Raw genomic sequence first — 24,953 nt, 5'->3', positions numbered from 1 at the left:
CGTGGTGGCGGAAGCCGCCGAGGCCGAGGCTCCGGCCACGAAGCCGCGCCGCCGTACCCGCAAGGCCGCGGAGGCCGTCGTCGAGACCGTCGAGGCGGAGATTCCCGCTCAGCCGACGGAGGAGACCAAGCCGCGTCGCCGTACGCGCAAGGCGGCCGAGGCTGCTCCGGTCGTCGCCGAGGAGGCCGCCGTCGCCAAGCCGCGCCGCCGCGCCCGCAAGGCGGTGGCCGCGCCGGCCGAGGAGAGCTGACACGCTCCACTGAGGCGCAACGCCTGAAGGCCCGGGCCCCCACGGGGGACCCGGGCCTTCTGCATGCGCTCCCCCCAACTCCCCCACCCCACTCCACTGCACTCAACTTGCCACCCGAACCCCCCGCCCAAGACCCGGCCCGGAAGCCAGCAGCTAGCCTCGAGGCATGAGCAGGCCCCCGACCTTCACCCCGCCCCCCGGCGTCGACGCGCGTCGTCTCCAGACCGCGCGCGGCGACTTCGCCGCCCTGGATGCCCGCCCGGCCGGCCAGGCCAAGGGCACCGTCCTGCTGCTCCCCGGCTTCACCGGGAGCAAGGAGGACTTCATCGCCCTGCTCCGGCCCGTCGCGGATGCCGGGTATCGAGCCGTCGCCGTCGACGGCCGCGGGCAGTACGAGAGCGAAGGCCCCGAGAAGGACGAACTCCCTTACGCCCAGGACGAGTTGGCCCAGGACGTGCTCGCCCAGGCGGAAGCCGTCGGCGGCACACCGCACCTCCTCGGGCACTCCCTCGGCGGCCAGATCGCCCGCGCCGCCGTCCTCCGCGTCCCCGCCCCGGAGGCCACCTTCGCCTCGCTCACGCTCCTGTCCTCCGGCCCCGCCGCCATCTCGCCCTCGCAGCAGGAGCGGGCCACGATGCTGACGGACGCGCTCGCCGTGCTCTCCATGGCCGAGGCCTGGGCCGCCATCCAGGCCCTCGATCCGCCCGAGGAGACCGACCTCGACGGCGACGCACTGCGCGAGCGCTGGCTGCGGCACAGCCCCGCCCAGCTCATCGCCACCGGCAGGCAGCTCTGCGCCGAGCCGGACCGCGTCACGGAGCTCGCCGCCGCGCCGCTGCCCAAGCACGTCGTATCCGGCGAGCGCGACGACACCTGGCCCATCGCCTGGATGGACGAGATGGCCGAGCGGCTGCGGGCCCACCGCACCGTCGTCACCGGCGCCGAGCACTCCCCCAACACCGACTGCCCCGCTGAGACCGCAGCCGCCCTCATCGCCTTCTGGGACCGGATCACCAGCGGCTCCTAGCGAAGATCCCCCGCGCCCGCACCCCGCCCCACCCCGCCCCCGCTAGTACCGCGTCTGCAGGTTCTCCCAGAAGCCGTCCCGCAGCGCCCGCCGCAGATCCGACTGCCCCCGCAGCGAGTACGACAGGAGCTTCTCGGCCTCCACCAGCAGCTCCTGGTCCACCGACCCCGGCAGGTAGGGATGGCCCGGCAGCAGGTCCACCAGCGCCGTGCGCCCCCGCTCGGCCAGCCACTTCGCGGCGACCTGCGCGCCCACGAACCGCACGTCCTCGCGCGAGGGCCGCGGCGTGCCGGCCGCCTCGTACGACATGGCGGTGCGCCGGGACACGTACGGCTTGAAGAACTCGAGGTCGAACGTGCGCTGGCTGTCGACCTCCCACAGCAGCGGCTCCGCCTGGTTGCGGCTGCCCTCGGCCGCCTCGATGCCCCACAGATGCACCCGCGCGCCGTACCCCTGCGCCGCCTCCACCGCCGACACCAGGTCCTCGTCGCCCCCGACCAGGGCCGCGTCGCTGATCGCGCGGTGCCGGGCCAGTGACTCCAGATCCGTCCGGATGAGGGAGTCCACGCCCTTCTGCTGGTTGTTCGCGTTCAGGTTGCCCAGGCGGACCTTGACGTCGGGGAGCTCCGCGATGGACTGCTGCTCCACCGTGTGGATGCGGCGCCGCGCGCCGTCGTACCAGTAGACGCGCAGCAGACGGCTGTCCGCGAAGATCGTGCGCGCCTTGTCGATGAACGCCTCGATCAGCCCTTCCGCGTCCAGGTCGAAGGACCGCCGGTCCTCCGTGCCGACGGCGAGCCGTCCCGCGGCCGCGTACACATACCCGGCGTCGACGAAGATCGCGTGCGTGGACGGAGTCTTCGCCACCTCGGCGAGCACGCGCTCGAGGAGTCCGTTGGTGCGCTCCAGCTGGGCGCTGATGTCGATCTCGTCGTTCATTGGAACTCATTGTCCCGTTGGTCACGCAGCGAACACAACCGGTCTCGCTACTCGTGAGTAATTAGTCTGTCGAAAAATTTCCTTAGCGTAGGGAATGTTTGCTGGGGGCAACTCGTTGTACCCGTATGGAACGCAGGACACAGCTGTCCCGGGGACCACAACACCAGTAGTTCTCCTTCAGGAGGATGACCAGACGAAGGGAGAAGCCATATGCGCTTCGAAATCATGCGACTCGACGACGTCGACGGCGCCGCCGTGGACCGGACCGTCGTAGACGCCGCCTCCGTCAATCGGATCGTGCAGCAGGCCGCAGCGATCGGCCAGCGCATCTATATCCGACCGGCCGAATCGCCGGCCTCGTAACGCACAGTGTTGAGACGCAGCACCGGTTGAGACGTACGAGCTGAACAGGTTGAAGGGCCCCCGTACACCTTTGGTACGGGGGCCCTTGGCATGCCCGGCGGCCTTCGCGCCGTCCGCCTAGCCGCCGTTGATCACCTGCGTCACGCCGTTGATGATCTGCTGCACGGCGATCGCGGAGAGCATCATGCCCGCGAGCCGCGTCACCAGGACCACGCCGCCGTCCTTGATGACCCGGATGATCAGCAGCGAGTAGCGCATCACCAGCCACAGCACGACGTGCATCGCCACGATGGCCGCCCACACGGAGATCTGCGAGCCGACGCTGTCGGCGTCCTGGACGGCCAGGATGACGGAGACGATCGCGCCGGGCCCCGCGAGCAGCGGCATGCCGAGCGGCACCAGGGCGACGTTGACGTCCTTGGTCTGCTTCGGCTCGTCCGTCTTGCCGGTGAGCAGGTCGAGCGCGATCAGCAGGAGCAGCAGCCCGCCCGCGATCATCAGCGCCGGGACGGAGACATGCAGGTAGTCGAGGATCTGATGGCCCAGGAGCCCGAAGACCGCGATCACGCCGAAGGCGACGCACACGGCCTGGAAGGCCATCTTCTTCTGCACCTTGGCGGGGCGGCCGGAGGTGAGTCCGAGGAAGATCGGGGTGATCCCGGGAGGGTCCATGATCACAAAAAGGGTGAGAAAGAGGGATCCGAAGACGGCGACGTCGAACACAGTGATGGCCTTGCGGTGAGTCGTACGAAAGTGCCGCGCGACGGCGGCGGAAAAGGTGGGGCGGAGCCGCGTTACGCGGCGGGGCGTCCGCCCGCGCCCGGCACCGGGAACGCCCCGGTCGCACGGCGGGTGATCTCGCCGTAGATCTCGGGGTCGGTGGTGAACTCCCCGAGCACACAGGTCTTGCGGCTGCCGTGGTAGTCGCTCGACCCCGTGGCCAGCAGGCCGAGGTCCGCGGCGAGACCGTGCAGGCGCGTGCGCGTGGCCGGGTCGTGGTCCATGTGGTCGGCCTCGATGCCGTCGAGACCGGCGGCGGCCAGTTCCGCTATCGCCGCCTCGGGCACGACCTGGCCGCGCTTGACGGCCGCCGGGTGCGCGAAGACGGTGACGCCGCCCGCGGCCTTGACCAGGCGGATCGCGTCGAAGGGGTCCAGTTCGTGCTTCTCGGCGTACGCGCGGCCGCCGTCGGCGAGCCAGTCCGGCGTGAACGCGTCCGAGACGGTGGGCACGACGCCCAGTTCCACCAGGGCCTCGGCGATGTGCGGGCGGCCGACCGAGCCGTCGCCCGCGATGCGCGCGACCTGCTCCCAGGCGACCTGGACGCCGAGCTCCTGGAGCTTGCCGACCATCGCCTTGGCGCGGGGCACCCGGTCGTCGCGCACGAGTTCGCGCTCGCGGGCGAGCTCGGGCTCCTCGGGGTCGAAGAGATAGGCCAGCATGTGCAGGCCCACGCCGTCGAGGCGGCAGGAGAGTTCGGCGCCGGTGACGAGAGTGAGGCCCGCGGGGAGGGCCGCGACGGCCTGTGCGTGCCCTCGGGTGGTGTCGTGGTCCGTGAGCGCGACGACGTCGAGCCCGGCCGCGGCGGCGTTGCGCACCAGCTGCGCCGGGGTGTCCGTGCCGTCGGAGGCGGTGGAGTGGGTGTGCAGGTCGATGCGCACGACGCGGACTCCAGGCTCTGACGGGGCGGACGCGGACAAGTCCACGAGGGACGGTCGCGAGGGGGACGCTCAAGGATAACGGGGCCCGAACGCTCCCCCGCCCGCCACGAAGGAGACTCCCCTCACCTCACGGCACCAGCGGCCCGCCCGGCACTCCCAAGATCGGCGCCGGCACCCTCACGGCATCAGAATCCGCGGCGAGAGCGCCCCGCACGGCAGCAGGTCCACCTCGGCGCCCGCGTCCCGCAGATCGGTCAGCACCAGCTCGTCGTACATCAGGAGCCCCGACTGCTCCGGCCACGCCACCGCCCACAGCCACAGCCCGCGCGCCTCGCCCGCGAAGACCGCGCGGTCGTCCGGGGTGCCCGCCACATGCCACATGGGGGTGGGCCGTCCTGCCGCGAGGAGCTTGGCCACCGGCGGCTTCTCGACGTTCAGATACGGGCCGGGGTCCGGGCCGTCGATGCCCGCGTACCGCGCGCCGAGACCGACACCGAGCTCCTCGGCGATCAGGACCAGCTCGCCGATGCCGCCGAGCGGCGCGGGCCCCGAGCAGGCCACGGCGGTCGCACGGCCCCCGCTGCGGTCGTCGCCCGCGCAGGCCACGCCCGTGAAGAGCCACCCCACCGGCAGCGGCCACGGCATCCACACCGGCACCTGGGCGCGATGCACCACGACTTGGAGGGCCTCGACGCTGGGCGGGATCACAGGCTGCAGCGGATGCACCGTCCCGTGCACATCGCACTGCCAGGAGTCGGCAAAGAGACCGGGAGCCCTGACCCGGCCACCACACTTCGGGCAACTGGGTTCGCCCCTCATAGCGCCCAACGGTCCTCCCCGGTCGTCGCTCCGTCAAGGACGATCACCCGTCCGGTGGCGCCGTCACCAGGCAAAACTAGATGTAGCTTGCATCTTTTAGGCTGGCTAACTAATATGTGTATACGTCAACGATCTCGACGGAAGCCGCTAAGGAGCAGGCATGAACAGCAGCACAGGAGGCCCCGCCGAAGGGGATCCGTTCGACGAGGGGGCGACCAGTCTGCTGCGGCAGCCGAAGGCCGTCTGGGCCACCGCGGGCGCGTCGGTCGTCGCCTTCATGGGCATCGGGCTCGTCGACCCGATCCTCCCCTCCATCGCCAAGGGCCTGGACGCCTCCGCCAGTCAGGTCTCCCTGCTCTTCACCTCGTACTTCCTGATCACCGCCGTCGCGATGCTGGTGACCGGCTTCGTCTCCAGCCGGATCGGCGGCAAGAAGACCCTGCTCCTGGGCCTCGCGCTCGTCGTGGTCTTCGCGGGGCTCGCGGGCACCTCGGGCTCGGTCGGCGAGCTGGTCGGGTTCCGCGCGGGATGGGGGCTCGGCAACGCGCTCTTCGTGTCGACCGCCCTGGCGGTCATCGTCGGCGCGGCGGCGGGCGGCAGCGCCGCCGCGATCCTGCTCTACGAGTCGGCGCTCGGCCTGGGCATGGCGTGCGGGCCGCTGCTCGGCGCGGTGCTCGGCAACGCGAGCTGGCGCTACCCGTTCTTCGGCACCGCGGTCCTCATGGCCGTCGGGTTCCTGTGCATCACGGCGTTCCTGAAGGAGCAGCCGAAGCCCGCGCGGAAGACCTCACTGCTCGCCCCGATCAAGGCGCTCGGCCACGGCGGCCTCGCGTCGGCCGCAGCCTCCGCGTTCTTCTACAACTACACGTTCTTCACGGTCCTGGCCTTCACGCCGTTCGTGCTGAACATGACCCCGTACAAGTCGGGCGCGATCTTCTTCGCCTGGGGTCTGCTGCTCGCGGTCTTCTCGGTGCTCGTGGCGCCTCGGCTGCAGGCGAGGTTCGGCTCGCTGAAGGTGCTCGGCGGTTCGCTGGTGCTTCTCGCGGTGGACGTGCTGGTGCTCGGGTACGGCAACCACACCACCGCCATCGTCTGCACGATCCTGTCCGGCGCCTTCATCGGCGTGAACAACACCGTCTACACCGAGCTCGCGCTCGGCGTATCGGACGCGCCGCGCCCGGTGGCCAGCGCGGGCTACAACTTCGTCCGGTGGTTCGCGGCCGCCGCCGCGCCGTTCTTCGCGCCGAAGATCGAGGAGTGGACCGACATCCACGTCCCGTTCGCGGTCGCGGCGATCACGGCGGTGCTCGGCGCGGTCGTGGTCTGGGTCCGCAAGGACTCCCTCACCCACGAGGCGGCGGAGCTCGAACCGAAGCACGCGGCGGAGGACGGCGTCACCGTCTTCGCGAACTGACGCACCCGGTACGTCGGTTCAGTCCAGGGACACGGACTTGCGCAGCGGATCGCGCAGGTCCGTTCCGCTGGTCAGCCACCGCTCCTGGAGGGCCTGCGCGCCGTGCACCCGCTTCCACGCGCCCTCGTTCGGCGTCATGGGCAGCAGCGGCAGGAACCGGACGGGCTCCATCGGTTCGTCGAGCTCCAGGTCCTCCACCAGACCGCCCGGCTCCGCGACGAGGACCGACGTGAACTGCGCGCCGGGCCACAGCGGTTCACCCACGTCGAGCGAGGCGCCTGGGGCCACGATCAGCCCCTCGACCTGGGGCGACGCGGCCAGCACGGCGAGGGGGCGCAGCACCTTGTCCGTGTCGGCGACCCCGCCCCGCACCGACAGGATCAGCTCCGCGCGCGGGCCCTTGACCGGGTCGGCCAGCGGGGCGGTGGGGTCGGCCATCGGCTGGGACGACATGCCGAGGGTGGCGTACCTGACCACGTCCCCGTCCGTGAATCGCAGCACTTCGACGCGGTCGGTGCCGAGGAAGGTCACCGCGGCGCGGGCGTCCGGTTCACCGAGGCCAGTGCGGAGACGGGCTTCGACCAGAGCAAGAACATCAGCCATGTCGCGAGCATAGAACTCGTCAGTGGCGGGTAAAGGCGGGGCTTGACACTTCAGTCGGCTGATAGTGTTGGCCGCTGGTTCCGGGCAGCACGCAGAGCGCGCTTTCAAGCCCGGGCAGATGACTTCGCGCGCTACGCGCTTGGGACTTCCCCTACGGGGGACCGGCCGGAGGAGGTGGGGCTGCCATGGATCGAAGTCGACCGTGCAGTACCACCCGTTCTTCCGTCTGACACCTCACGCAGCTCTGTAGCTGCCACTGTGCGCCCGCACTCCCCGTGCTCGCGTGCGACGGAAGAGCACTTCGTTTCCACCTGATCTCTCTGAGTTATCTGATCTGAGTCAGTAGCGAAGCTGCCACCGCGATGGTGCGGTGCTCCCCGCTTTGTGGACGTGCCAAACATCCTCAGCAGGACGTCCCCATTCCGGGTAGTTCCACCCGCCGCCGGCGGCCTCCGTCAAAGGAGCCTGCCCATGTCGATGATCCGTGACCTTCGCGCCGCCGTCCGCCCCTCGCTCCGCAAGGACGGCAGCGCCTACAGCTCGTACGACACCACGCGCGACCCCACCGCCGCCTCCGCCGTCGTCGACTGCGCCGTCTACCGCGACGGCCGGCGCGCGGCCTGCGACGACACCCTCACGCCGCACGAGGCGATGCTCCAGGTGCGGCGCGACGGCGGCTTCGCCTGGATCGGTCTGCACGAGCCGACCGAGGCCGAATTCGCCGGTATCGCCGCCGAGTTCGGGCTGCACCCCCTCGCCGTCGAGGACGCGGTCCACGCCCACCAGCGGCCCAAGCTGGAGCGCTACGACGACACGCTCTTCACGGTCTTCAAGACCATCCACTACGTCGAGCACGCCGAACTCACCGCCACCAGCGAGATCGTGGAGACCGGCGAGGTGATGTGCTTCACCGGGCGGGACTTCTTCATCACCGTGCGGCACGGCGGCCACGGCTCGCTGCGCGCCCTGCGGCGCCGGCTCCAGGAGGAGCCCGAGCTGCTCGCCAAAGGCCCCTCCGCGGTCCTGCACACCATCGCCGACCACGTGGTCGACGGCTATCTCGCGGTGGCCGACGCCATGCAGGACGACATCGACGAGGTGGAGACCGAGGTGTTCTCCGCGCCGAGCAAGGGCAAGGGCACCGCGCGCGGTGTCGACGCCGGTCGGATCTATCAGCTCAAGCGTGAGGTCCTGGAGTTCAAGCGGGCCGTCTCGCCGCTGCTCCGGCCCATGCTGCTGCTGAGCGAGCGGCCGATGCGGCTGGTCGACCCGGACATCCAGAAGTACTTCCGTGACGTCGCCGACCACCTGGCCCGCGTCCAGGAGCAGGTCGTCGGCTTCGACGAACTGCTCAACTCGATCCTCCAGGCCAACCTCGCGCAGGCCGCGGTCGCGCAGAACGAGGACATGCGCAAGATCACCTCCTGGGCGGCGATCATCGCCGTGCCGACGGCGGTCTGCGGGGTCTACGGCATGAACTTCGACCACATGCCCGAGCTGCACTGGCGGTTCGGCTACCCGATGGTGCTCGGCCTCATCGGCGGCGTCTGCTACGCCATCCACCGCACCCTCAAGCGCAACGGCTGGCTCTAGCACCCCACTCGGTAGGCTGCGCGCATGACAGAATCGCTGCTCGCCCAGGCCCTCCTGGAAGAGGCCACCAAGAAGTCGGGCCTCATCTGGGTGCGCGGCGAAGAACCGGCCCGCGCCCTGTGGCACGTCTGGCACGAGGGCGCGGCGCACCTCGTCGGCGACGGCCCCGGTGAGCAGCCGCTGCCGGGGCTCGTGGACGGCGGCACCGCCGAAGTGACCGTACGCAGCAAGGACAAGGGCGGCCGGCTCATCGCCTGGACGGCTCTGGTGACCGAGCTCGCGCCGCGCTCCGACGCGTGGGAGGCGGCCGTCGCCGAGCTCAAGGGCAAGCGGCTGAACGCGCCCGACGGCGAGCTGATGCCGCAGCGCTGGGCCGACGAATGCCGGGTCGTCCGGCTCACCCCGCAGGACACGATCACCGACCTGCCCGACGGCTCCCTCGCGGCCCCGCCGCTGCCGACCGGGGCGACCACCCGGCAGCCGGTGCCCGATGCGCTGCCCCGGCTGCTGTTCAAGCGCAAGAAGCGGCGCGCCTAGCGCGTCCGCGCGCCCTCAGGACTGCGGCAGCTGCTCTCCGTAGTCCACCATCTCTTCCTTTTCCGGCTCGCTGAGCGGGAAGTCCCTGCCCCAGTCGCTGAGTCGGAGCGTGCCCGCGTCGCCCGCGCGCTCCAGGCTCAGCGGGTAGGGCTTGCCCTTCAGGGAGACGTCCAGGGTGCCGCCCGCGCCCTTGTCGCCGGTGATCTCGATGCTGGGGTTGCCCGACGTCGTGCCGCGCTCGCCGGTGGCGAGCTTGCCGTGCAGGGTGAGCATGCCCTCCAGGAGGACGTCCTTGTCGGTGAAGCCGCTCAGCTGCTGGTAGGAGGCGTCCTCCTGGGGGACCTTCACGTACTTGCCGTCGAGCTTGGCCGCGGCGCCCTCGTCCGCCTTGCCGGGCTTCTCGCCGCCCTTGGCGTCCTCGTGGGTCCAGAAGGCGGAGTCGGCCTTCAGGAAGAGCTCCTTGCCGACGCGCAGCAGCTGGAACGTCTCGCCCTTGGAGGTCACCGAGCCGATGCCGCCCTCGTCCTTCAGGCGCATGTCGAGCTTGTACGTGTGGCCCTTGCTGACCAGCGTGCCCGAGAGCCGCACCGCGGGCGCGGCGTCGGCCGCCGCGCGTGACTTACTCTGGATCTTGGCGGCGGAGAGTTTCCCGATGCCGTTCGTTCCTGCGTCCGGATCCTCTTCTTCACCGCTGCACCCGGTGAGACCGGCGACCCCCAGGACGAGCCCCGCGCACACCGCGCTCACGAGTGCCGTCCTGCGGGTACGGCGGACCGGGGGAATGAGTGACACAGGGGGCGCTGCCTCTCGTGGGGACGACGGCTACGGCTACGGCAGTACGGCAGCGTACCCGTGCTGACTAGGTGGATCGTCGCCAGTGGGGCCGGACGCTCCGCCGGGGCGTATCCGACCGGGACGGGCTAGCCTGAAGCCCGCATTGCCCGACAGAACGGCACAAAAAACGCTACGAGCACGCTATGAGCAAGGGAGGCACGCGAGATGGCGGCAACCGCCTCCCGGGTCTTCGTCTCGCATCTGGCGGGTACCGCCGTCTTCGACCCGAACGGCGACCAGGTCGGCCGGGTGCGCGACCTGGTGGCGACGCTCCGGGTGCAGCGCAGGCCTCCCCGGCTGCTCGGCCTCGTCGTCGAGCTGTCCACGCGGCGCCGCATCTTCCTGCCCATGACCCGGGTGACCGGCATCGAGACGGGCCAGGTCATCACCACCGGCGTACTGAACGTGCGGCGCTTCGAGCAGCGGCCCACCGAGCGGCTCGTGCTCGGCGAGATGCTCGACCGGCGGGTCAGGCTCGTGGAGTCGGACGAGGAGGTGACGGTCCTCGACGTGTCGGTGCAGCAGCTGCCGGCCCGCCGCGACTGGGAGATCGACCGCATCTTCGTACGCAAGGGCAAGGGCGGCACCTTCCGGCGCAAGGGCGAGACGCTCACCGTCGAGTGGTCGGCCGTCGACGGCTTCTCGCTGGAGGAGCACGGGCAGGGCGCCGAGAGTTTGCTCGCCACCTTCGAGCAGCTGCGCCCCGCCGACCTCGCCAACGTGCTGCACCACCTCTCGCCCAAGCGGCGGGCCGAGGTGGCGGCCGCGCTCGACGACGACCGGCTGGCCGACGTCCTCGAAGAGCTCCCCGAGGACGACCAGATCGAGATCCTCGGCAAGCTCAAGGAGGAGCGCGCGGCCGACGTCCTGGAGGCGATGGACCCGGACGACGCCGCCGACCTGCTCGCCGAGCTGCCCGAGGACGACAAGGAGCGCCTCCTCACCCTGATGCAGCCGGACGACGCCGCCGACGTGCGGCGCCTGATGGCGTACGAGGAGCGCACCGCCGGCGGTCTGATGACGACCGAGCCGATCGTGCTGCGGCCCGACGCGACGGTCGCCGACGCCCTGGCGCGGGTGCGCCAGCAGGACCTCTCCCCCGCGCTCGCCGCGCAGGTCTACGTGTGCCGTCCGCCGGACGAGACGCCGACGGGCAAGTACCTGGGCACCGTGCACTTCCAGCGGCTGCTGCGCGATCCGCCGTTCACGCTGGTCAGCTCGATCCTCGACGACGATCTGCAGACGTTGCTGCCGCAGACCGCGCTGCCTCAGGTCGCCGGGTTCTTCGCCACGTACGACATGGTGGCGGCCCCCGTGGTCGACGAGGGCGGCTCGCTGCTCGGTGCGGTCACCGTCGACGACGTGCTCGACCACATGCTGCCGGACGACTGGCGCGAGACCGAGTTCCACCAGGAGGAGGGAACACCTCATGGCGCCGGCTGACCGGGAGCGGGACAGCCGCGTCGAGCCGCGGACCGCTCCGCGCTTCCGGCTCGACCAGCCGCGGCCGCCGCGCCGCAAGCTGCTTCCGGAGTACGACCCCGAGGCCTTCGGGCGGCTCTCGGAGCGGATCGCGCGGTTCCTGGGCACCGGGCGCTTCATCGTCTGGATGACGATCACCATCATCGTGTGGGTCGCCTGGAACGTCTGGGCGCCGCAGGCGCTGCGCTTCGACCCGTTCCCGTTCCTGTTCCTGACCCTCGCGCTGTCCTTGCAGGCGTCCTACGCGGCTCCCCTGATCCTGCTCGCGCAGAACCGGCAGGACGACCGGGACCGGGTCAATCTCGAACAGGACCGCAAACAGAACGAGCGCTCCATCGCGGACACCGAATATCTCAGCCGTGAGATCGCCTCGCTGCGCATGGGCCTGGGCGAGGTGGCCACCCGCGACTGGATCCGTTCGGAGCTCCAGGACCTGGTCAAGGAGCTGGAGGAGCAGCGGAAGGGGAGCCGCGTGGTATTCCCGTCCGAGGAGAGCGGCGGGCGTGATGTAGGCGACCGTTGACGGCCCTTTCCGGGGCAGGGTTACCGCGCCGTACTATCGGTCGTATGGCTACGGAAGACGCGGTGCGTGAAGCACTGGCGACGGTGAACGACCCCGAGATCCACCGACCGATCACCGAGTTGGGGATGGTCAAATCGGTAGATATCTCCCCTGATGGGGTGGTAGCGGTCACCGTGTACCTCACGGTCTCCGGGTGCCCGATGCGCGAGACCATCACGAAGAACGTGACCGACGCGGTCGCCGCCGTCGAGGGCGTCACGCACGTCGACGTCACCCTCGACGTGATGAGCGACGAGCAGCGCAAGGAGCTGGCGAGCGCACTGCGCGGCGGCACCGCCGAGCGCGAGGTGCCCTTCGCCAAGCCCGGCTCGCTGACCCGTGTCTACGCCGTCGCGTCCGGCAAGGGCGGCGTCGGCAAGTCCTCGGTGACGGTGAACCTCGCGGCCGCGATGGCGGCGGACGGCCTGAAGGTCGGCGTCGTGGACGCGGACATCTACGGCCACTCCGTGCCCCGGATGCTGGGCGCCGACGGCAAGCCCACCCAGGTCGAGGACATGATCATGCCGCCGTCGGCGCACGGCGTGAAGGTCATCTCGATCGGCATGTTCACGCCGGGCAACGCCCCGGTCGTGTGGCGCGGCCCGATGCTCCACCGTGCCCTCCAGCAGTTCCTCGCGGACGTCTTCTGGGGCGACCTGGACGTCCTGCTCCTCGACCTGCCCCCGGGCACCGGCGACATCGCGATCTCCGTGGCCCAGCTGGTCCCGAACGCCGAGATCCTCGTCGTGACGACGCCCCAGCAGGCCGCGGCCGAGGTCGCCGAGCGCGCGGGCTCCATCGCGGTGCAGACTCACCAGAAGATCGTCGGCGTCGTCGAGAACATGGCGGGCCTGCCCTGCCCGCACTGCGGCGAGATGGTCGACGTCTTCGGCACGGGCGGCGGCCAGCGCGTCGCCGAGGGCCTCACGAAGACCACCGGCGCCAACGTCCCGGTCCTCGGCTCCATCCCGATCGACGTCCGCCTGCGCGAGGGCGGCGACGAGGGCAAGCCGGTCGTCCTGACGGACCCGGACTCCCCGGCAGGGTCGGCGCTGCGCACGATCGCGGGCAAGCTGGGCGGCCGCCAGCGCGGCCTCGCGGGCATGACCCTGGGGATCACCCCGCGCAACAAGTTCTGAGCCTTCCCTGCCGTACGCCGATGGGGGCGCCGCTCTTCGTGAGCGGCGCCCCCATCGGCGTACGTGCGAGTGGGAGGCGCTAGGAGGCGTACTCGTGGATGTCCTTGACCCCGGAGAAGCCCAGGCCGTACGCGCTCATGCCGCGCCCGTAGGCGCCCAGGTGGACGCCCTGCTCGGTGGAGCCGGCCAGCACCCAGCCGAACTCGGACTCGCGGTAGTGGAACGAGGTCGGCACCCCGTCCACCGGGAGCGAGAGCGTCGACCAGTCGTCGCCCTGAAGATCGTCCGCGAGGACCCAGGCCGTCTCGGTCTGCTGGTCCAGCCAGTCGTCACGCAGGCTGTGGTCCATCTGGTTGGGCCAGGTGAAGGACAGCAGCCCCACTCCGGCGAGCCAGGCCGCGGACGACACCGAGGTCGCCTCAAGAAGGCCCGTGCCGTCCGGGCTGCGTCGCACCGGGTTGGCCGCGACGGTCACCACGACGGCGAAGCGCTCCTTGTCGCTGTTCCCGAAGGGCCCGTCACTCCGTACCGACGGCTCATCGCCGTGCCCGATGGAGCCGTGCTCCACCGCGCCGTCCGCGGCGGTGCCGACCTGCATCAGCCAGCGCTCACCCGTAAAGGCCTCGTCCAGGCCGTACCAGGGAAAGGGCGCCAGCAGATAGCTGTCGACCGTGCGCCGGGCAGCGGCAGGCATCGCTTCTGCGGTGCCGTCCGCGGCCGGCGCCTGTGCGCCTACGCGACTTGTCGTCTCCATGTACCCGGCCGCCTCCTCGTTCTCATCGGTCCGCAGGGCCCGCCCCCCTCGGGCGTCCTCAGCCGGACAACAAGGCAGGATAGCCACACCCGTTCCGGAAGCTGGGACACCGGTAGGCGGACGGGTGTCTCAAAGGGAGTACCCCGGGACGTGCTCAGGCGCCTGCGGCGGGTGCCTCCGAGGAGGTCAGGTGGCGTCCGCGTCGAACGGCGGGTGGTCGGCGGGCGCGGCCTTCTCGGGGTTCTTCTCCATGTCGATGCGGCCGTCCTTCTTGGCCATGTCGATGCGGCCGCCGGTGGCGCCCGACCCGCTGTCCGAGCCCTCGGCGGATTCACTCTCGCGCCCGTGCACGGCGTCCGTGACCTCGGCCATCTCCTTCTTGAGGTCGAAGCCGTTGCGGATTTCCTTCAGGCCCAGCTCGTCGTTGTCGAGCTGCTTGCGGATGAAGGTCTTCGGATTCAGGTCCTCGAACTCGAAGTCCTTGAATTCCGGGCCGAGTTCACTGCGGATATCCGCCTTGGCGCTGTCCGAGAATTCGCGGATCTTACGGATGGTCCGCGAGGCGTCCTGAATCAGCTTGGGCAGCTTGTCCGGGCCGAAAACGAGCACGGCGAGGATGATCAGCGCCACTACCTCGAGCGGGCCAATGTCTGAGAACACCTTGAGCTCCTTGCCATCCGGACCGGGTCCACGGTACCCGGCGTTCCTGTCCGTCCGGTAGCCGCTGGGCGACAGACGTGGATCAGCTGCCGTCCGACGCTCCGAGCACGAGCGTCACTTTCCGGTCCTTTCCCGCGCGCTGGAGCGTCAATTCGAGGCGGTCCTTCGGGCGGTGGGCGCGGATCTTGACGATGAGCTCGTCCCCGGAGTGGATGCGCCGGCCGTCCACCGCGGTGATGACGTCGCCCGGCTTGATCCCGGCACGGTCGCCGGGGCCGCCCTCGTTCACGGCGGGGCCGCCGTCCTTGCCCTTCTCGCCGACGCGGGCGCCGTCGCCCGTGTACTCCATGTCGAGCGTGACGCCTATCACAGGGTGCGTGGCCTTGCCGGTGTTGATCAGCTCTTCGGCGACGCGCTTGCCCTGGTTGATGGGGATGGCGAAGCCGAGGCCGATGGAGCCCGCCTGGCCGCCGCCGGGCGCCGAGCTGTCGTCGGCGGAGCGGATGGCGCTGTTGATGCCGATGACGCGGGCGTCGGAGTCGACCAGCGGGCCGCCGGAGTTGCCCGGGTTGATGGGTGCGTCGGTCTGGAGTGCGTCGACGTAGCTGACGTCGCTGCCGTCGCCCTTCTCGCCGCCCGCGGTGATGGGGCGCTCCTTGGCGCTGATGATGCCGGAGGTGACGGTGTTCTCCAGGTCGAACGGGGCGCCTATGGCCACCACGGGGTCGCCCACCTGGACGTTCTCGGAGTTGCCGAGAGGCAGCGGCTTGAGTCCGCGCACGCCGGAGACCTTGACCACGGCGAGGTCGTACCCGGAGTCGCGTCCGATGACCTCCGCCTTGGCGCTCTCGCCGCCGCTGAAGGTCACCGATATCTCGCCGCCGGTCCCGGCGGGCTCGACCACGTGGTTGTTGGTGAGGATGTGGCCCTTGCCGTCGAGCACGAAGCCGGTGCCGGTGCCCTGTGCGTCGTCGCCACTGACGTGCAGGGTCACCACGCCGGGCAGCGACCTCGCCGCGATCCCGGCGACGCTGTCCTTGGCGCGGTCCTTGCCCTGCGAGTCCGCCTGCGGCAGCTCGATGTCCGAGACACCGGCGTTCCGCTCCAGGTAGGCGCCGAGGGCTCCGCCGATGCCACCGGCCACGAGGGTGATGACGGTGATCCCGACCAGGATGATCCGCCGCGTCCGCTTCCGCTCCTTCTCCCTGTCGACGGGAACGGCACCGCTCTGCTGGAGGGGGGCGTTCCAGGGGTCGTAGGGCTGACGTGGAGGCCCGGCGGCCTGCTGGTGGGGCTGGACCTGTGGAGAGGGCTGCTGGTGCGCCTGCTGCGGCTGTGGGGCCGGGTAGGACTGAGGCTGGGGTGCGGGCTGCGGGGGCTGGGCCGAGTGGGCCTGCGGGGGCAGAGGGTGCGGGGTGCCGTGGGCCGGAGCCGGGCCGGGGGTGCCGTGGGGCGGGGTTCCGCTGTGGTCCGCGGCCGGGAGCTGCGTGCCGTGCGCCGGGGTGGTCGCCGGGTGCTGCACGGGCGGGGCGGGGGCCCAGGGCCCCGGCTCGCCGTAGGGCGGCGTGCTGTACGGATCGGGGTCGTGCAGCGGGCGGGGGCGGTCGGCGGGGGCCGGATCGACCGGAGCAAGGCTCCCCGGAGCGGGGCCACCTGCGGCAGGGTCACCAGGGGCCGGGCTACCGAGGGCGGCGTCGGACGCGGGTGCGGGTGCGGGTGCGGGGGACGGCACCGCGGCGGAGCTGGGCGCGGGTGCAGGTGACGGCACCTCGGCGGAGGGGGGCACGGCTGCGGGCGGAGGCACCTCAGCGGAGGGGGGCGCGGGTGCAGGTGACGGCACCTCAGCGGAGGGGGGCACGGCTGCGGGTGACGGCACCTCGGTGGAGCCGACGGCAGGCCGGCGGGGCTCTGAGGTTGTCTCGGGTGGGGTTGCCGCCGCCAAGGTGAAGTCGCCGGACGCGTCCTCCGCTCCTCCGGTCTCCCCGGTGGTGCCTATCTCCCCGTCGGGGCCGCCCCGCTCCGCCCCAGTTCCGTCAGGCGCGGACGCCGACCTGGGGCGGCTCCACCACTTCGCCTTCGTGGGCTTGCCCTCGTCCATGCTCTCCCCACACCTGGCCTACGGCGGACGCCGATCACGTGCTCAACTCCGCGCCCGCCACAAGCCTCGGGCAGGCACGGCCCACCCAGGATTCAACCAGGTTCCCGCGCCGAAGCGCAGAGCACGTCAGCGGATCCGCGCGGTCCCCTGCAGCGCGCCCTCGACGGGCGAGGACGCCGCGGTGCGCTTCGGGTCCGCCCCGCCGCCCGAAGCCACGCCGCCCGGAGTCGACACGGCGCCGACCGGGGACGTGCCCGCGGGTGTCACGGGAGAGACCGGACGTATCAGAGGAGACATGATCGCCGCGCCGGTCAGCATCGGCGCCGTCACCTCGTGCCGGGCGGACACGGGCTCGGGCTGCTGGATGCGAGGGCCCCGCACGGGCACCCCGGGCAGCAGGGGACCGGTCGCCTGGGTCGGCGCGACCGGCGCCGCGAGGACGCCAGGCCGCTGGCCCTGCACGGTGAGCGGCCCGCCGCCGCGGCGGCGGACGGAGTCGGGAGCCGTGGTGACACCCGAACCCTGCGAACGCATCGGCGACGCGTTGCTGTTGCCGCTGCCCGAGCCGTTGCCACTGCCCGTGCTGTTGCTGCTGCCCGCGCCCGCGCGCGGCTCACCGGGGTCGGCGGGAATGCCCGTCGTGACACCGCCCAGCGCTATCGCGGCCAGCGACACCGCACCGGCGGCGGCGAAGGCGAACCGCCGCCCCAGCCACAGCGAACGCTCGGCCTCGTGACGACCGACGTCGTGCCGGCTCTCGTCATGGATGCGGAAACCGCGCCCCGTGCTCGGCAGCACCGCGGCATGGGTACCCGACGGCGCATAGCCGAAGGTCTCGGGTTTCACGCCGAAGATTCCGGTGGGGGGCAGCCCTGACTCGGTGTCGGCGGTGGCGAAGCCGCCGCTTCCGGGGCGTCCGGGACCGGAGGGGGGCTCGCTGCCGCCGCCGGGAAGGCCTTGAAGGCGCGCCAGGAAACTCTCGGAGGGAGGAGGCGGGGCCACCTCCGCGAAAACACTCTTGAGCCGGCGCTGCGCGTCGGCCTCGGTCTTGCACTTCGGACAGGTCGCGAGATGAGCGAGGACCCGCTCACGCGCGTCATGGCCCAACTCACCGTCCACCAGGGCGGCGAGTCGGTCCCCCAGATGCTGCTCGGCCAGATGCCGCTCGGCAGGATTCGACCGTGATCCACTCACGCGGTCGCGCCCCCTCCTCCCAGCGCCACGGCTCCTGCGAGCGAGCGGCGCTCGGCGCGGGCTTCGGGCGACCGGTGCTGAAGGGCCTTGCGCAACTGCGAGCGGCCACGGTGGATACGGCTGCGGACCGTGCCCAGCTTGACGCCCAGGGTCGCGGCGATCTCCTCGTACGAGAGACCTTCGATGTCGCACAGGACCACCGCGGCACGGAACTCGGGAGCGAGGGTGTCGAGCGCCTGCTGCACGTCCGCGTCGAAGTGCGTGTCGTTGAAGACCTGCTGCGGGGAGGGCTCGCGGCTGGGGAGGCGCTCGGCCGCGTCGTCGCCGAGGGCGTCGAAGCGGATGCGCTGCTTGCGGCGCACCATGTCCAGGAAGAGGTTCGTGGTGATGCGGTGCAGCCAGCCCTCGAAGGTGCCGGGCGTGTACGTCGACAGGGACCGGAAGACACGGACGAAGACCTCTTGCGTGAGGTCCTCGGCGTCGTGCTGATTGCCGGTGAGGCGGTACGCCAGGCGATAGACCCGTCCGCTGTGCGTGCTGACGATCTCCTCCCAGGTGGGCGGAGTCCACGCCTGCGATTCCGCATCAGCGGCAAAGGTCGCGGTCTGAGCGGAGCTGGCGGTGTGGAATCGGTCAGCGGTGTCGGTCACGGATTTCGGCTCACCCGCCAACCCGAGAAAGCGCCTCAGCGCTCCTCCCCGATCCGCGGACGCAGCCGCACCTCCCCTGTCGGCTCTGGTGGTGTCCAGTGGAGCCCCTACCATAACCACCTCGCCCGTTAGCTCCGGATAAGCGTTTTTACTGGAATTTGGTACGGGCTTCCTGCCAGCTGTCCTGCCTGGTCGAAGGGCCCGCAGCCAGTCTTGATCCATTCGTTACCCCCGGCGTCTGCCTACCCCTACTAAACGCCCGGTCCCATCTGCGGGTTCCCACCCCCAACGGATACAGTCACGGCCAGGCATCCACGGGGACAGGAGAGGGCCATTACCGGCAACCGGCAGACGAGCTGGGCGTTCGCCGACGCCTTTGTCGCCGAGGACGAGGCCACACGCTGGGCCCGTGACCGGGCCCTGGACGCGAGCCTGCCCTCGGTGTCTCCCGGTACCGGCGCCGCGCTGCGCATGCTGGCCGCCACGGCGGACGCCAAGGCCGTCGCCGAGATCGGGACGGGCACGGGCGTGTCCGGGCTCCATCTGCTGCACGGGATGCGGCCCGACGGCGTCCTGACCACCGTCGACCCCGAGCCCGACCGCCAGCAGTTCGCCCGCGAGGCCTTCCGCGCCGCCGGGTTCGCCGGCAACCGCGCGCGCTTCATCCCCGGCCGCGCACTCGACGTACTGCCGCGGCTCGCGGACGGTGGCTACGACCTCGTGTTCTGTGACGGCGACCGCACGGAGTACCTGGACTACCTCGCTGAATCGTTGCGCCTGCTGCGCCCCGGCGGGCTCGTCTGCTTCGAGGGCGTCTTCGCCGACGGCCGGACCGTCGACTCCGGTCCGCAGCCCGCCGACGTGCTGCACATTCGTGACCTGCTGCGCACCGTGCGCGAGAGCCAGGACCTGATGCCGTCGTTGCTCCCGGTGGGCGACGGGCTGCTCTGCGCCGTCAAACGCTGACCGCCGCGTGCGCCCCGGCCCCGCGGGCACCCCGGACATAGCACTGCCCCGGCATGTCTTTACGATGCCGGGGCAGTGAAAAAGTGTGGGCGCTTCCGCGTCAGCCGACGACCTTCTTCAGGGCGTCGCCGAGTGCATCGGCCTCGTCCGGAGTCAGTTCGACGACAAGTCGTCCGCCGCCTTCGAGCGGAACGCGCATGACGATGCCCCGCCCCTCCTTGGTCACCTCGAGCGGGCCGTCGCCCGTCCGCGGCTTCATGGCCGCCATGCTCGTTCCCCTTCCTGAAACCAGCTCATCGCAGCCGACAACCCAGGTGTCACCGGCATCGAACACATTGCTTCCAGGCCATTATCCCGCATGGCAGGACCCGATGACCAACATCGGTCTGCATCGCTTGCGCAACGCGCGCCCGCAAAACCACTCAATTCGGCGATGTGGCTGCGATACTGCGCCGCCTCTTACGCCCCCAGGCCCAGGAATTCTTTGACGCAGGTCACATATCTCCCCTCATGTCGGAGCCCGATGATCTCCGTCATGCTGGGCTCGGACAAAGATGACCGGCGCAGGACCACTGGAGGGGATTCACCATGGCCGACACCGTGCTCTACGAGGTGAGCGACGGGCTCGCGACCATCACGCTCAACCGCCCCGAGGCGATGAACGCGATGAACGTCGAGGCCAAGGTCGCTCTGCGGGAGGCGGTGCGGTCGGCCGAGTCGGACCCCGCGGTCCGCGCCGTCCTGCTCACCGCGACCGGGCGCGCCTTCTGTGTGGGACAGGACCTGAAAGAACACGTGGGTTCCCTCATGGCGGACCGCGCGGCGGGCACCGGACAGACGATGAGCACGGTGCGGGAGCACTACAACCCCGTCCTGCGCGCGCTCACCGGAATGGCCAAGCCGGTCGTCGCGGGCGTCAACGGCGTCGCGGCCGGTGCGGGACTCGGCTTCGCGCTCGCCGCCGACTACCGGATCGTCGCGGACACCGCGCGGTTCAACACGTCCTTCGCCGGGGTCGCGCTGACCGCCGACTCGGGCGTCTCCTGGACGCTGCAGCGCGTGATCGGCCCCGGCCGCGCCGCCGACCTGCTGCTGTTCCCGCGCAACATCGGCGCACAGGAGGCGTACGACCTGGGCATCGCCAACAAGGTCGTCCCGGAGGCCGAGTTGGCCGCCGAGGCCCTGAAGGTGGCCCGCACCCTGGCCGAGGGCCCGACGCTCGCCTACGGGGCCCTCAAGGAGTCCCTCGCCTACGCGGCGGGCCACACCCTGGAGGAGGCCCTGGAGAAGGAGGACGAACTCCAGGCGAAGGCGGGCGCGTCCGAGGACCACGCGATCGCCGTCCAGGCGTTCCTGGACAAGGCCAAGCCCAAGTACCTCGGCCGCTAGAGCGGCGCTCCCAGGGCCCCTAGCGGCCCTGGGGGACGCGGATCACGCAGTCCTCCAGGTGGTCGTTCACCAGGCCGCAGGCCTGCATCAGGGCGTACGCCGTGGTGGGGCCGACGAATCGGATGCCGCGCTTCTTCAGCTCCTTGGACAGGGCCGTGGACTCGGGCGTGATGGCCGGTACATCGGCCAGCGCGCCCGGGGCCTTGCGGGAAGCGGGGTCCGGGGCGTGCGACCAGATCAGCTCGTCGAGATCGCCTTCGGCCCAGTCGGCGAGCACGCGCGCGTTGGCGAGGGTCGCGTCGACCTTGGCGCGGTTGCGGATGATGCCGGGGTCGGCGAGCAGCCGCTCCCGGTCGGCGTCCGTGAACCGGGCGACCTCGTCGATCCGGAAGCCGGCGAAGGCGGCGCGGAAGCCCTCGCGGCGGCGCAGGATCGTGATCCAGGAGAGGCCCGACTGGAAGGCCTCCAGGCAGAGCCGTTCGTACAGCGCGTCGTCGCCGTGGACCGGGCGGCCCCACTCCTCGTCGTGGTACGCCACGTAGTCCTCGGTCGAAAGTCCCCAGGGGCAGCGCAGTCTGCCGTCCGGGCCCGCCACCGCGTCGCCGCTCACTGGTCGTTCTCCTCTTCGGCCGCGTCCTTCGGAGTGTCCTGGTCCTGGGTCATCGTCGGCGGGGCGTGCGTCTTGAGGAGGCCTGGGCCGCCGACCGCGGTGGCCTGGGCGCCGGCGAGCGCCGCCTCGAGCTCCGCGATGTGGGCGTCGCGCTCGGCCAGTTCGGCGGCGAGGCGGCCCAGGGCGTCGTCCACGTCCGCCATGCGATAGCCGCGCAGGGTGAGCGGGAAGCGCAGGGCCTCCACGTCCGCGCGGCGCAGGGCGCGGTCGGGGGGCAGCGGGTCGGCGAACCGCTCGGCCGGCACGTCGGGCAGCGCGGCGCGCTCTCCGCCGCCGACCACAGCCAGCGTCACCGCGCCGACCACCACGACGAGGGCGATGACCAGGAACAAGAACAAGACCATCTCTTCAGGCCCCCACGCTCGACTGCCGTGTTCAAACTGTCAGGGTCTGATCGTGCCATGCGGCTGTGACAGTTAAGGTCGCAGGCGGCCGGACCACGGCACCGACGGAGGAGGTTCACAGGGGATGCTCAGGCTTGGCAGGCGTGAATTCGACGCGCACGAGCCGGTGATCATGGCGATCGTGAACCGGACCCCTGACTCCTTCTACGACCAGGGCGCCACGTTCCGCGACGAGCCCGCGCTCGCCCGCGTGGAGCAGGCGGTGGCGGAGGGCGCCGCCATCATCGACATCGGTGGGGTCAAGGCCGGTCCCGGTGAGGAGGTCACGGCGCGGGAGGAGGCCCGGCGGACGGTCGGTTTCGTCGCCGAGGTGCGCAAGCGGTTCCCCGACGTCGTCATCAGCGTCGACACCTGGCGGCACGACGTCGGCGAGGCGGTCTGCGAGGCGGGCGCCGATCTCCTGAACGACGCGTGGGGCGGGGTCGACCCCCGGCTCGCGGAGGTGGCGGCGCGCTACGGCACGGGCCTGGTGTGCACGCACGCCGGTGGCGCCGAGCCGCGGACCCGACCGCATCGGGTGACGTACGAGGACGTCATGGCCGACATCCTCTCGGTCACCCTCGGCCTGGCCGAGCGCGCGGTCGAGCTCGGGGTGCCGCGTGAGTCCGTGATGATCGACCCCGGGCACGACTTCGGGAAGAACACCCGGCATTCGCTGGAGGCGACGCGGCGGCTCGGGGAGATGGTGGAGACCGGGTGGCCCGTCCTGGTGTCGCTGTCCAACAAGGACTTCGTCGGGGAGACGCTCGACAAGCCGGTCAAGGAGCGCGTGGTGGGGACGCTGGCCACCACCGCGGTGTCGGCGTGGCTGGGGGCTCAGGTGTACCGGGTGCACGAGGTCGCCGAGACCCGGCAGGTCCTGGACATGGTCGCGACCATCGCCGGGCACCGGGCCCCGGCCGTCGCCCGCCGGGGGCTGGCGTAGGACCCGGCCGGGCGGGCCGAGGAGAGCCCGCCCGGCGAGGCGCGGCGAGCTAGCGCCCGACTTCCTTGGTCACCAGGGTGACCGCCTCGTCCACGTCGTCCGTGATGTGGAAGAGGTGCAGGTCGTGCTCGGACGCCTTGCCGCCCGCGACCACCGTGTCGCGCAGCCAGTCGACGAGCCCGCCCCAGTACGCCGACCCGAAGAGGACGATCGGGAAGCGGGTCACCTTGCGGGTCTGGACGAGGGTGAGGGCCTCGAAGAGCTCGTCCAGGGTGCCGAGGCCGCCGGGCAGGACCACGAAGCCTTGCGCATACTTCACAAACATTGTCTTTCGCACAAAAAAGTAGCGAAAGTTCACGCCGATATCGACGTGTTCGTTGAGACCCTGCTCGAAGGGCAGCTCGATGCCCAGGCCCACGGAGACGCCCTTGGCCTCGCGCGCTCCCTTGTTGGCCGCCTCCATGGCGCCGGGGCCGCCCCCGGTGATCACGGCGAAGCCCGCGTCGACCAGCGCCTTGCCGATGCGGACGCCCGCTTCGTACTCGGGCGAGCCGACCGGCGTGCGCGCCGAGCCGAAGACGCTGATGGCGCTGGGGAGTTCGGCGAGCGCGCCGAAGCCTTCCACGAACTCGGACTGGATGCGCATGACCCGCCAGGGGTCGGTGTGCACCCACTCCGACTCGCCCTCGGCGTCGGTGTCGAGGAGCCGCTGGTCGGTGGTGCCGGGGGTGATCTGCTCACGCCGCCGCACCACGGGCCCCAAGTGCTGCTCCTCCGGCGGGCCCTGCCCTTCTGGACTACCCATGAACGTCCCCTTCCGCTGACGGTCTTGCTCGACGTGCCGCTTCAGCGTAGGTCTACGGGCGTTACAGGCGTCGCATCCTCAACGGAACTCAGGATGTCAGCCAGGCGCTCAGCCGCTTCTCGGCCTCCGGGATCAGCGAGACCCGCACGCGCTCGTCGATCTTGTGGGCGAGCAGCGGGTCGCCCGGGCTGTAGTTCACCGCGGGCACGCCCAGCGCGCTGAAGCGCGAGACGTCCGTCCAGCCGAACTTGGGCTTCGCCTCGCCGCCGACCGCCGCCATGAAGGCCGCGGCGGCGGGGTGGTCGAGGCCGGGGCGGGCCCCGCCCGTGTGGTCGTCGACGATGAACTCGTCGATCTCGCAGTCGGCGAAGTACTCGCGCACGAAGGCGAGCGCCTCCTCCTCGCTGCGGTCCGGCGCGTAGCGGAAGTTCACGACGACCGTGCACTCGTCCGGGATGACGTTGGTGGCGACGCCGCCCTCGACGCGCACGGCGTTGAGTCCCTCGTGGAACTGGAGGCCGTCGACGACCGGCTTGCGCGGCTCGTACGCGGCGAGCTTCGCCAGGATCGGCGCGGCCTTGTGGATCGCGTTCGAGCCCATCCACGCGCGCGCGGAGTGCGCGCGCGTGCCCTTCGTCTTCAGGAGGACCCGCAGCGTGCCCTGGCAGCCGCCCTCGACCTGGTTGTCCGTGGGCTCCAGGAGGATCGCGAAGTCGCCCGCGAGCCAGTCGGGGTGCGCGTCGGCGACGTGGCCGAGGCCGTTCAGGTGGGCGGCGACCTCTTCGTTGTCGTAGAAGACGAAGGTGAGGTCGCGGTTCGGCTCGGTCACGGTCTGCGCGATGCGCAGCTGGATGGCGACGCCCGACTTCATGTCGCAGGTGCCGCAGCCCCACAGGACGCCGTCCTCGTCCAGGCGCGAGGGCACGTTGTCCGCGATCGGGACCGTGTCGATGTGCCCGGCGAGGATCACGCGCTCGGCCCGGCCCAGGTTCGTGCGCGCCACCACGTTGTTGCCGTGCCGGTCCACCGTGAGGTGCGGCAGGCGGCGCAGGGCCGTCTCGATGGCGTCGGCGAGGGCTTTCTCCTGGCCGCTCGGCGAGGGGAAATCGACCAGCTGGGCGGTGAGCGCGGCGGCGTCGAGCGTGAGGTCGAGCGACGGATCGTGTGAGGTCTGGGCCATGGCTTCGACCCTAACGCCCCTCGGCCCACCGCCCT

The 24,953-nt window shown here is 70.9% G+C and carries 27 protein-coding genes and 1 pseudogene; 12 read left to right on the top strand and 16 right to left on the bottom strand.

The window, feature by feature from the left end; all coding sequences use genetic code 11:
* Both ACZ6ZP_RS27195 and ACZ6ZP_RS27190 read left to right on the top strand, forming a co-directional pair.
* A pseudogene (locus ACZ6ZP_RS27195) lies at nucleotides 1-250 on the top strand (DEAD/DEAH box helicase); the annotation flags it as partial.
* A 166-nt stretch (nucleotides 251-416) separates the two neighbouring features.
* Nucleotides 417-1,277, top strand: coding sequence for an alpha/beta fold hydrolase (locus ACZ6ZP_RS27190; RefSeq protein ID WP_366461261.1), 861 nt, complete (start codon nucleotides 417-419; stop codon nucleotides 1,275-1,277).
* A gap of 42 nt (nucleotides 1,278-1,319) precedes the next feature.
* Here ACZ6ZP_RS27190 and ACZ6ZP_RS27185 read toward each other — a convergent pair whose 3' ends face one another.
* Nucleotides 1,320-2,216: an NYN domain-containing protein gene (locus ACZ6ZP_RS27185; RefSeq protein WP_366461262.1), complete on the bottom strand. Its 897-nt coding sequence runs from the start codon at nucleotides 2,214-2,216 to the stop codon at nucleotides 1,320-1,322.
* A 210-nt stretch (nucleotides 2,217-2,426) separates the two neighbouring features.
* Between ACZ6ZP_RS27185 and ACZ6ZP_RS27180 the strand changes: the two genes are divergently transcribed.
* Nucleotides 2,427-2,579, top strand: a complete 153-nt coding sequence (locus ACZ6ZP_RS27180) for a hypothetical protein (RefSeq protein ID WP_167829028.1) — start codon at nucleotides 2,427-2,429, stop codon at nucleotides 2,577-2,579.
* Nucleotides 2,580-2,696: 117 nt separating this feature from the next.
* Here the strand turns inward: ACZ6ZP_RS27180 and ACZ6ZP_RS27175 are convergent, their stop codons facing one another.
* From ACZ6ZP_RS27175 to ACZ6ZP_RS27165, 3 genes are all read right to left on the bottom strand, one after another.
* A complete protein-coding gene (locus tag ACZ6ZP_RS27175) occupies nucleotides 2,697-3,302 on the bottom strand; it encodes a MarC family protein (protein WP_351163523.1) in 606 nt (201 codons plus the stop codon).
* A 71-nt stretch (nucleotides 3,303-3,373) separates the two neighbouring features.
* The gene (locus ACZ6ZP_RS27170; RefSeq protein WP_351163521.1) at nucleotides 3,374-4,240 is read right to left on the bottom strand and encodes a PHP domain-containing protein; all 867 of its coding nucleotides are present in this window, start codon (nucleotides 4,238-4,240) and stop codon (nucleotides 3,374-3,376) included.
* A 177-nt stretch (nucleotides 4,241-4,417) separates the two neighbouring features.
* A complete protein-coding gene (locus ACZ6ZP_RS27165; protein ID WP_351163518.1) occupies nucleotides 4,418-5,059 on the bottom strand; it encodes a DUF6758 family protein in 642 nt (213 codons plus the stop codon).
* Nucleotides 5,060-5,219: 160 nt separating this feature from the next.
* On the opposite strand from ACZ6ZP_RS27165, the gene ACZ6ZP_RS27160 reads away from it, so the two are divergent.
* The gene (locus ACZ6ZP_RS27160) at nucleotides 5,220-6,473 is read left to right on the top strand and encodes an MFS transporter (RefSeq protein ID WP_361464408.1); all 1,254 of its coding nucleotides are present in this window, start codon (nucleotides 5,220-5,222) and stop codon (nucleotides 6,471-6,473) included.
* Nucleotides 6,474-6,491: 18 nt separating this feature from the next.
* On the opposite strand, the gene ACZ6ZP_RS27155 is transcribed toward ACZ6ZP_RS27160, so the two are convergent.
* Nucleotides 6,492-7,076 carry a suppressor of fused domain protein gene (locus tag ACZ6ZP_RS27155; protein ID WP_351163512.1) on the bottom strand — a complete coding sequence of 195 codons (585 nt, stop codon included), beginning with the start codon at nucleotides 7,074-7,076 and terminating at the stop codon, nucleotides 6,492-6,494.
* Nucleotides 7,077-7,547: 471 nt separating this feature from the next.
* Between ACZ6ZP_RS27155 and ACZ6ZP_RS27150 the strand changes: the two genes are divergently transcribed.
* Both ACZ6ZP_RS27150 and ACZ6ZP_RS27145 read left to right on the top strand, forming a co-directional pair.
* Complete coding sequence (locus ACZ6ZP_RS27150; RefSeq protein ID WP_351163509.1) at nucleotides 7,548-8,669, top strand: magnesium and cobalt transport protein CorA; 1,122 nt, start codon at nucleotides 7,548-7,550, stop codon at nucleotides 8,667-8,669.
* Between the two features lie 24 nt (nucleotides 8,670-8,693).
* Nucleotides 8,694-9,206: a hypothetical protein gene (locus ACZ6ZP_RS27145; protein WP_351163506.1), complete on the top strand. Its 513-nt coding sequence runs from the start codon at nucleotides 8,694-8,696 to the stop codon at nucleotides 9,204-9,206.
* 15 nt (nucleotides 9,207-9,221) lie between these two features.
* Here ACZ6ZP_RS27145 and ACZ6ZP_RS27140 read toward each other — a convergent pair whose 3' ends face one another.
* Complete coding sequence (locus ACZ6ZP_RS27140; protein ID WP_468614070.1) at nucleotides 9,222-9,998, bottom strand: hypothetical protein; 777 nt, start codon at nucleotides 9,996-9,998, stop codon at nucleotides 9,222-9,224.
* A 207-nt stretch (nucleotides 9,999-10,205) separates the two neighbouring features.
* Here ACZ6ZP_RS27140 and ACZ6ZP_RS27135 point away from each other — a divergent pair, with 207 nt between their 5' ends.
* Genes ACZ6ZP_RS27135 through ACZ6ZP_RS27125 form a run of 3 tightly spaced genes read left to right on the top strand, consistent with a single transcriptional unit; the run spans nucleotide 10,206 to nucleotide 13,223 of the window.
* Complete coding sequence (locus tag ACZ6ZP_RS27135) at nucleotides 10,206-11,483, top strand: magnesium transporter MgtE N-terminal domain-containing protein (protein WP_351163503.1); 1,278 nt, start codon at nucleotides 10,206-10,208, stop codon at nucleotides 11,481-11,483.
* Nucleotides 11,470-12,045 carry a DUF1003 domain-containing protein gene (locus tag ACZ6ZP_RS27130; protein ID WP_351163500.1) on the top strand — a complete coding sequence of 192 codons (576 nt, stop codon included), beginning with the start codon at nucleotides 11,470-11,472 and terminating at the stop codon, nucleotides 12,043-12,045. Before ACZ6ZP_RS27135 ends, ACZ6ZP_RS27130 begins: the two co-directional genes overlap by 14 nt.
* A gap of 44 nt (nucleotides 12,046-12,089) precedes the next feature.
* Complete coding sequence (locus ACZ6ZP_RS27125; protein ID WP_351163497.1) at nucleotides 12,090-13,223, top strand: Mrp/NBP35 family ATP-binding protein; 1,134 nt, start codon at nucleotides 12,090-12,092, stop codon at nucleotides 13,221-13,223.
* 79 nt (nucleotides 13,224-13,302) lie between these two features.
* Here ACZ6ZP_RS27125 and ACZ6ZP_RS27120 read toward each other — a convergent pair whose 3' ends face one another.
* The 5 genes from ACZ6ZP_RS27120 to sigE form a co-directional block, all read right to left on the bottom strand.
* Nucleotides 13,303-13,977, bottom strand: coding sequence for a hypothetical protein (locus ACZ6ZP_RS27120; protein WP_351163494.1), 675 nt, complete (start codon nucleotides 13,975-13,977; stop codon nucleotides 13,303-13,305).
* Between the two features lie 186 nt (nucleotides 13,978-14,163).
* Nucleotides 14,164-14,637: a sec-independent translocase gene (locus ACZ6ZP_RS27115; protein ID WP_361464412.1), complete on the bottom strand. Its 474-nt coding sequence runs from the start codon at nucleotides 14,635-14,637 to the stop codon at nucleotides 14,164-14,166.
* A gap of 82 nt (nucleotides 14,638-14,719) precedes the next feature.
* On the bottom strand, nucleotides 14,720-16,735 hold the full coding sequence (locus ACZ6ZP_RS27110; protein ID WP_469408725.1) for a S1C family serine protease: 2,016 nt from the start codon (nucleotides 16,733-16,735) through the stop codon (nucleotides 14,720-14,722).
* A gap of 126 nt (nucleotides 16,736-16,861) precedes the next feature.
* Nucleotides 16,862-17,929, bottom strand: a complete 1,068-nt coding sequence (locus ACZ6ZP_RS27105; protein ID WP_351163485.1) for an anti-sigma factor family protein — start codon at nucleotides 17,927-17,929, stop codon at nucleotides 16,862-16,864.
* Nucleotides 17,926-18,693: an RNA polymerase sigma factor SigE gene (gene sigE / locus ACZ6ZP_RS27100; protein ID WP_249587925.1), complete on the bottom strand. Its 768-nt coding sequence runs from the start codon at nucleotides 18,691-18,693 to the stop codon at nucleotides 17,926-17,928. Before sigE ends, ACZ6ZP_RS27105 begins: the two co-directional genes overlap by 4 nt.
* 153 nt (nucleotides 18,694-18,846) lie before the next feature.
* On the opposite strand from sigE, the gene ACZ6ZP_RS27095 reads away from it, so the two are divergent.
* Nucleotides 18,847-19,545, top strand: a complete 699-nt coding sequence (locus ACZ6ZP_RS27095; RefSeq protein WP_351164015.1) for an O-methyltransferase — start codon at nucleotides 18,847-18,849, stop codon at nucleotides 19,543-19,545.
* Between the two features lie 100 nt (nucleotides 19,546-19,645).
* On the opposite strand, the gene ACZ6ZP_RS27090 is transcribed toward ACZ6ZP_RS27095, so the two are convergent.
* On the bottom strand, nucleotides 19,646-19,813 hold the full coding sequence (locus ACZ6ZP_RS27090) for a DUF3117 domain-containing protein (RefSeq protein ID WP_003966491.1): 168 nt from the start codon (nucleotides 19,811-19,813) through the stop codon (nucleotides 19,646-19,648).
* Nucleotides 19,814-20,133: 320 nt separating this feature from the next.
* On the opposite strand from ACZ6ZP_RS27090, the gene chcB reads away from it, so the two are divergent.
* On the top strand, nucleotides 20,134-20,934 hold the full coding sequence (gene chcB, locus ACZ6ZP_RS27085; protein ID WP_351163481.1) for a 2-cyclohexenylcarbonyl CoA isomerase: 801 nt from the start codon (nucleotides 20,134-20,136) through the stop codon (nucleotides 20,932-20,934).
* A gap of 19 nt (nucleotides 20,935-20,953) precedes the next feature.
* On the opposite strand, the gene ACZ6ZP_RS27080 is transcribed toward chcB, so the two are convergent.
* Together ACZ6ZP_RS27080 and ACZ6ZP_RS27075 are read right to left on the bottom strand one after the other, a co-directional pair.
* Nucleotides 20,954-21,544, bottom strand: a complete 591-nt coding sequence (locus tag ACZ6ZP_RS27080; RefSeq protein WP_351163479.1) for a DNA-3-methyladenine glycosylase I — start codon at nucleotides 21,542-21,544, stop codon at nucleotides 20,954-20,956.
* On the bottom strand, nucleotides 21,541-21,948 hold the full coding sequence (locus ACZ6ZP_RS27075) for a DivIVA domain-containing protein (protein ID WP_366461268.1): 408 nt from the start codon (nucleotides 21,946-21,948) through the stop codon (nucleotides 21,541-21,543). The genes ACZ6ZP_RS27080 and ACZ6ZP_RS27075 overlap by 4 nt, the downstream gene beginning before the upstream one ends.
* Nucleotides 21,949-22,072: 124 nt before the next feature.
* Between ACZ6ZP_RS27075 and folP the strand changes: the two genes are divergently transcribed.
* Entirely contained in the window at nucleotides 22,073-22,933 is an 861-nt protein-coding gene (folP, locus tag ACZ6ZP_RS27070) for a dihydropteroate synthase (RefSeq protein ID WP_351163473.1), read from the top strand.
* Between the two features lie 49 nt (nucleotides 22,934-22,982).
* Here folP and ACZ6ZP_RS27065 read toward each other — a convergent pair whose 3' ends face one another.
* Both ACZ6ZP_RS27065 and dapE read right to left on the bottom strand, forming a co-directional pair.
* Nucleotides 22,983-23,738, bottom strand: a complete 756-nt coding sequence (locus tag ACZ6ZP_RS27065; protein ID WP_351163470.1) for an LOG family protein — start codon at nucleotides 23,736-23,738, stop codon at nucleotides 22,983-22,985.
* Between the two features lie 88 nt (nucleotides 23,739-23,826).
* The gene (gene dapE, locus ACZ6ZP_RS27060; protein ID WP_351163467.1) at nucleotides 23,827-24,918 is read right to left on the bottom strand and encodes a succinyl-diaminopimelate desuccinylase; all 1,092 of its coding nucleotides are present in this window, start codon (nucleotides 24,916-24,918) and stop codon (nucleotides 23,827-23,829) included.
* Between the last annotated feature and the right edge of the window lie 35 nt (nucleotides 24,919-24,953).

Source organism: Streptomyces sp. NPDC054047 (assembly GCF_055585065.1).
Note: the sequence above shows the minus strand (reverse complement) of the source record. Positions and strands in the feature narration are given on the sequence as shown.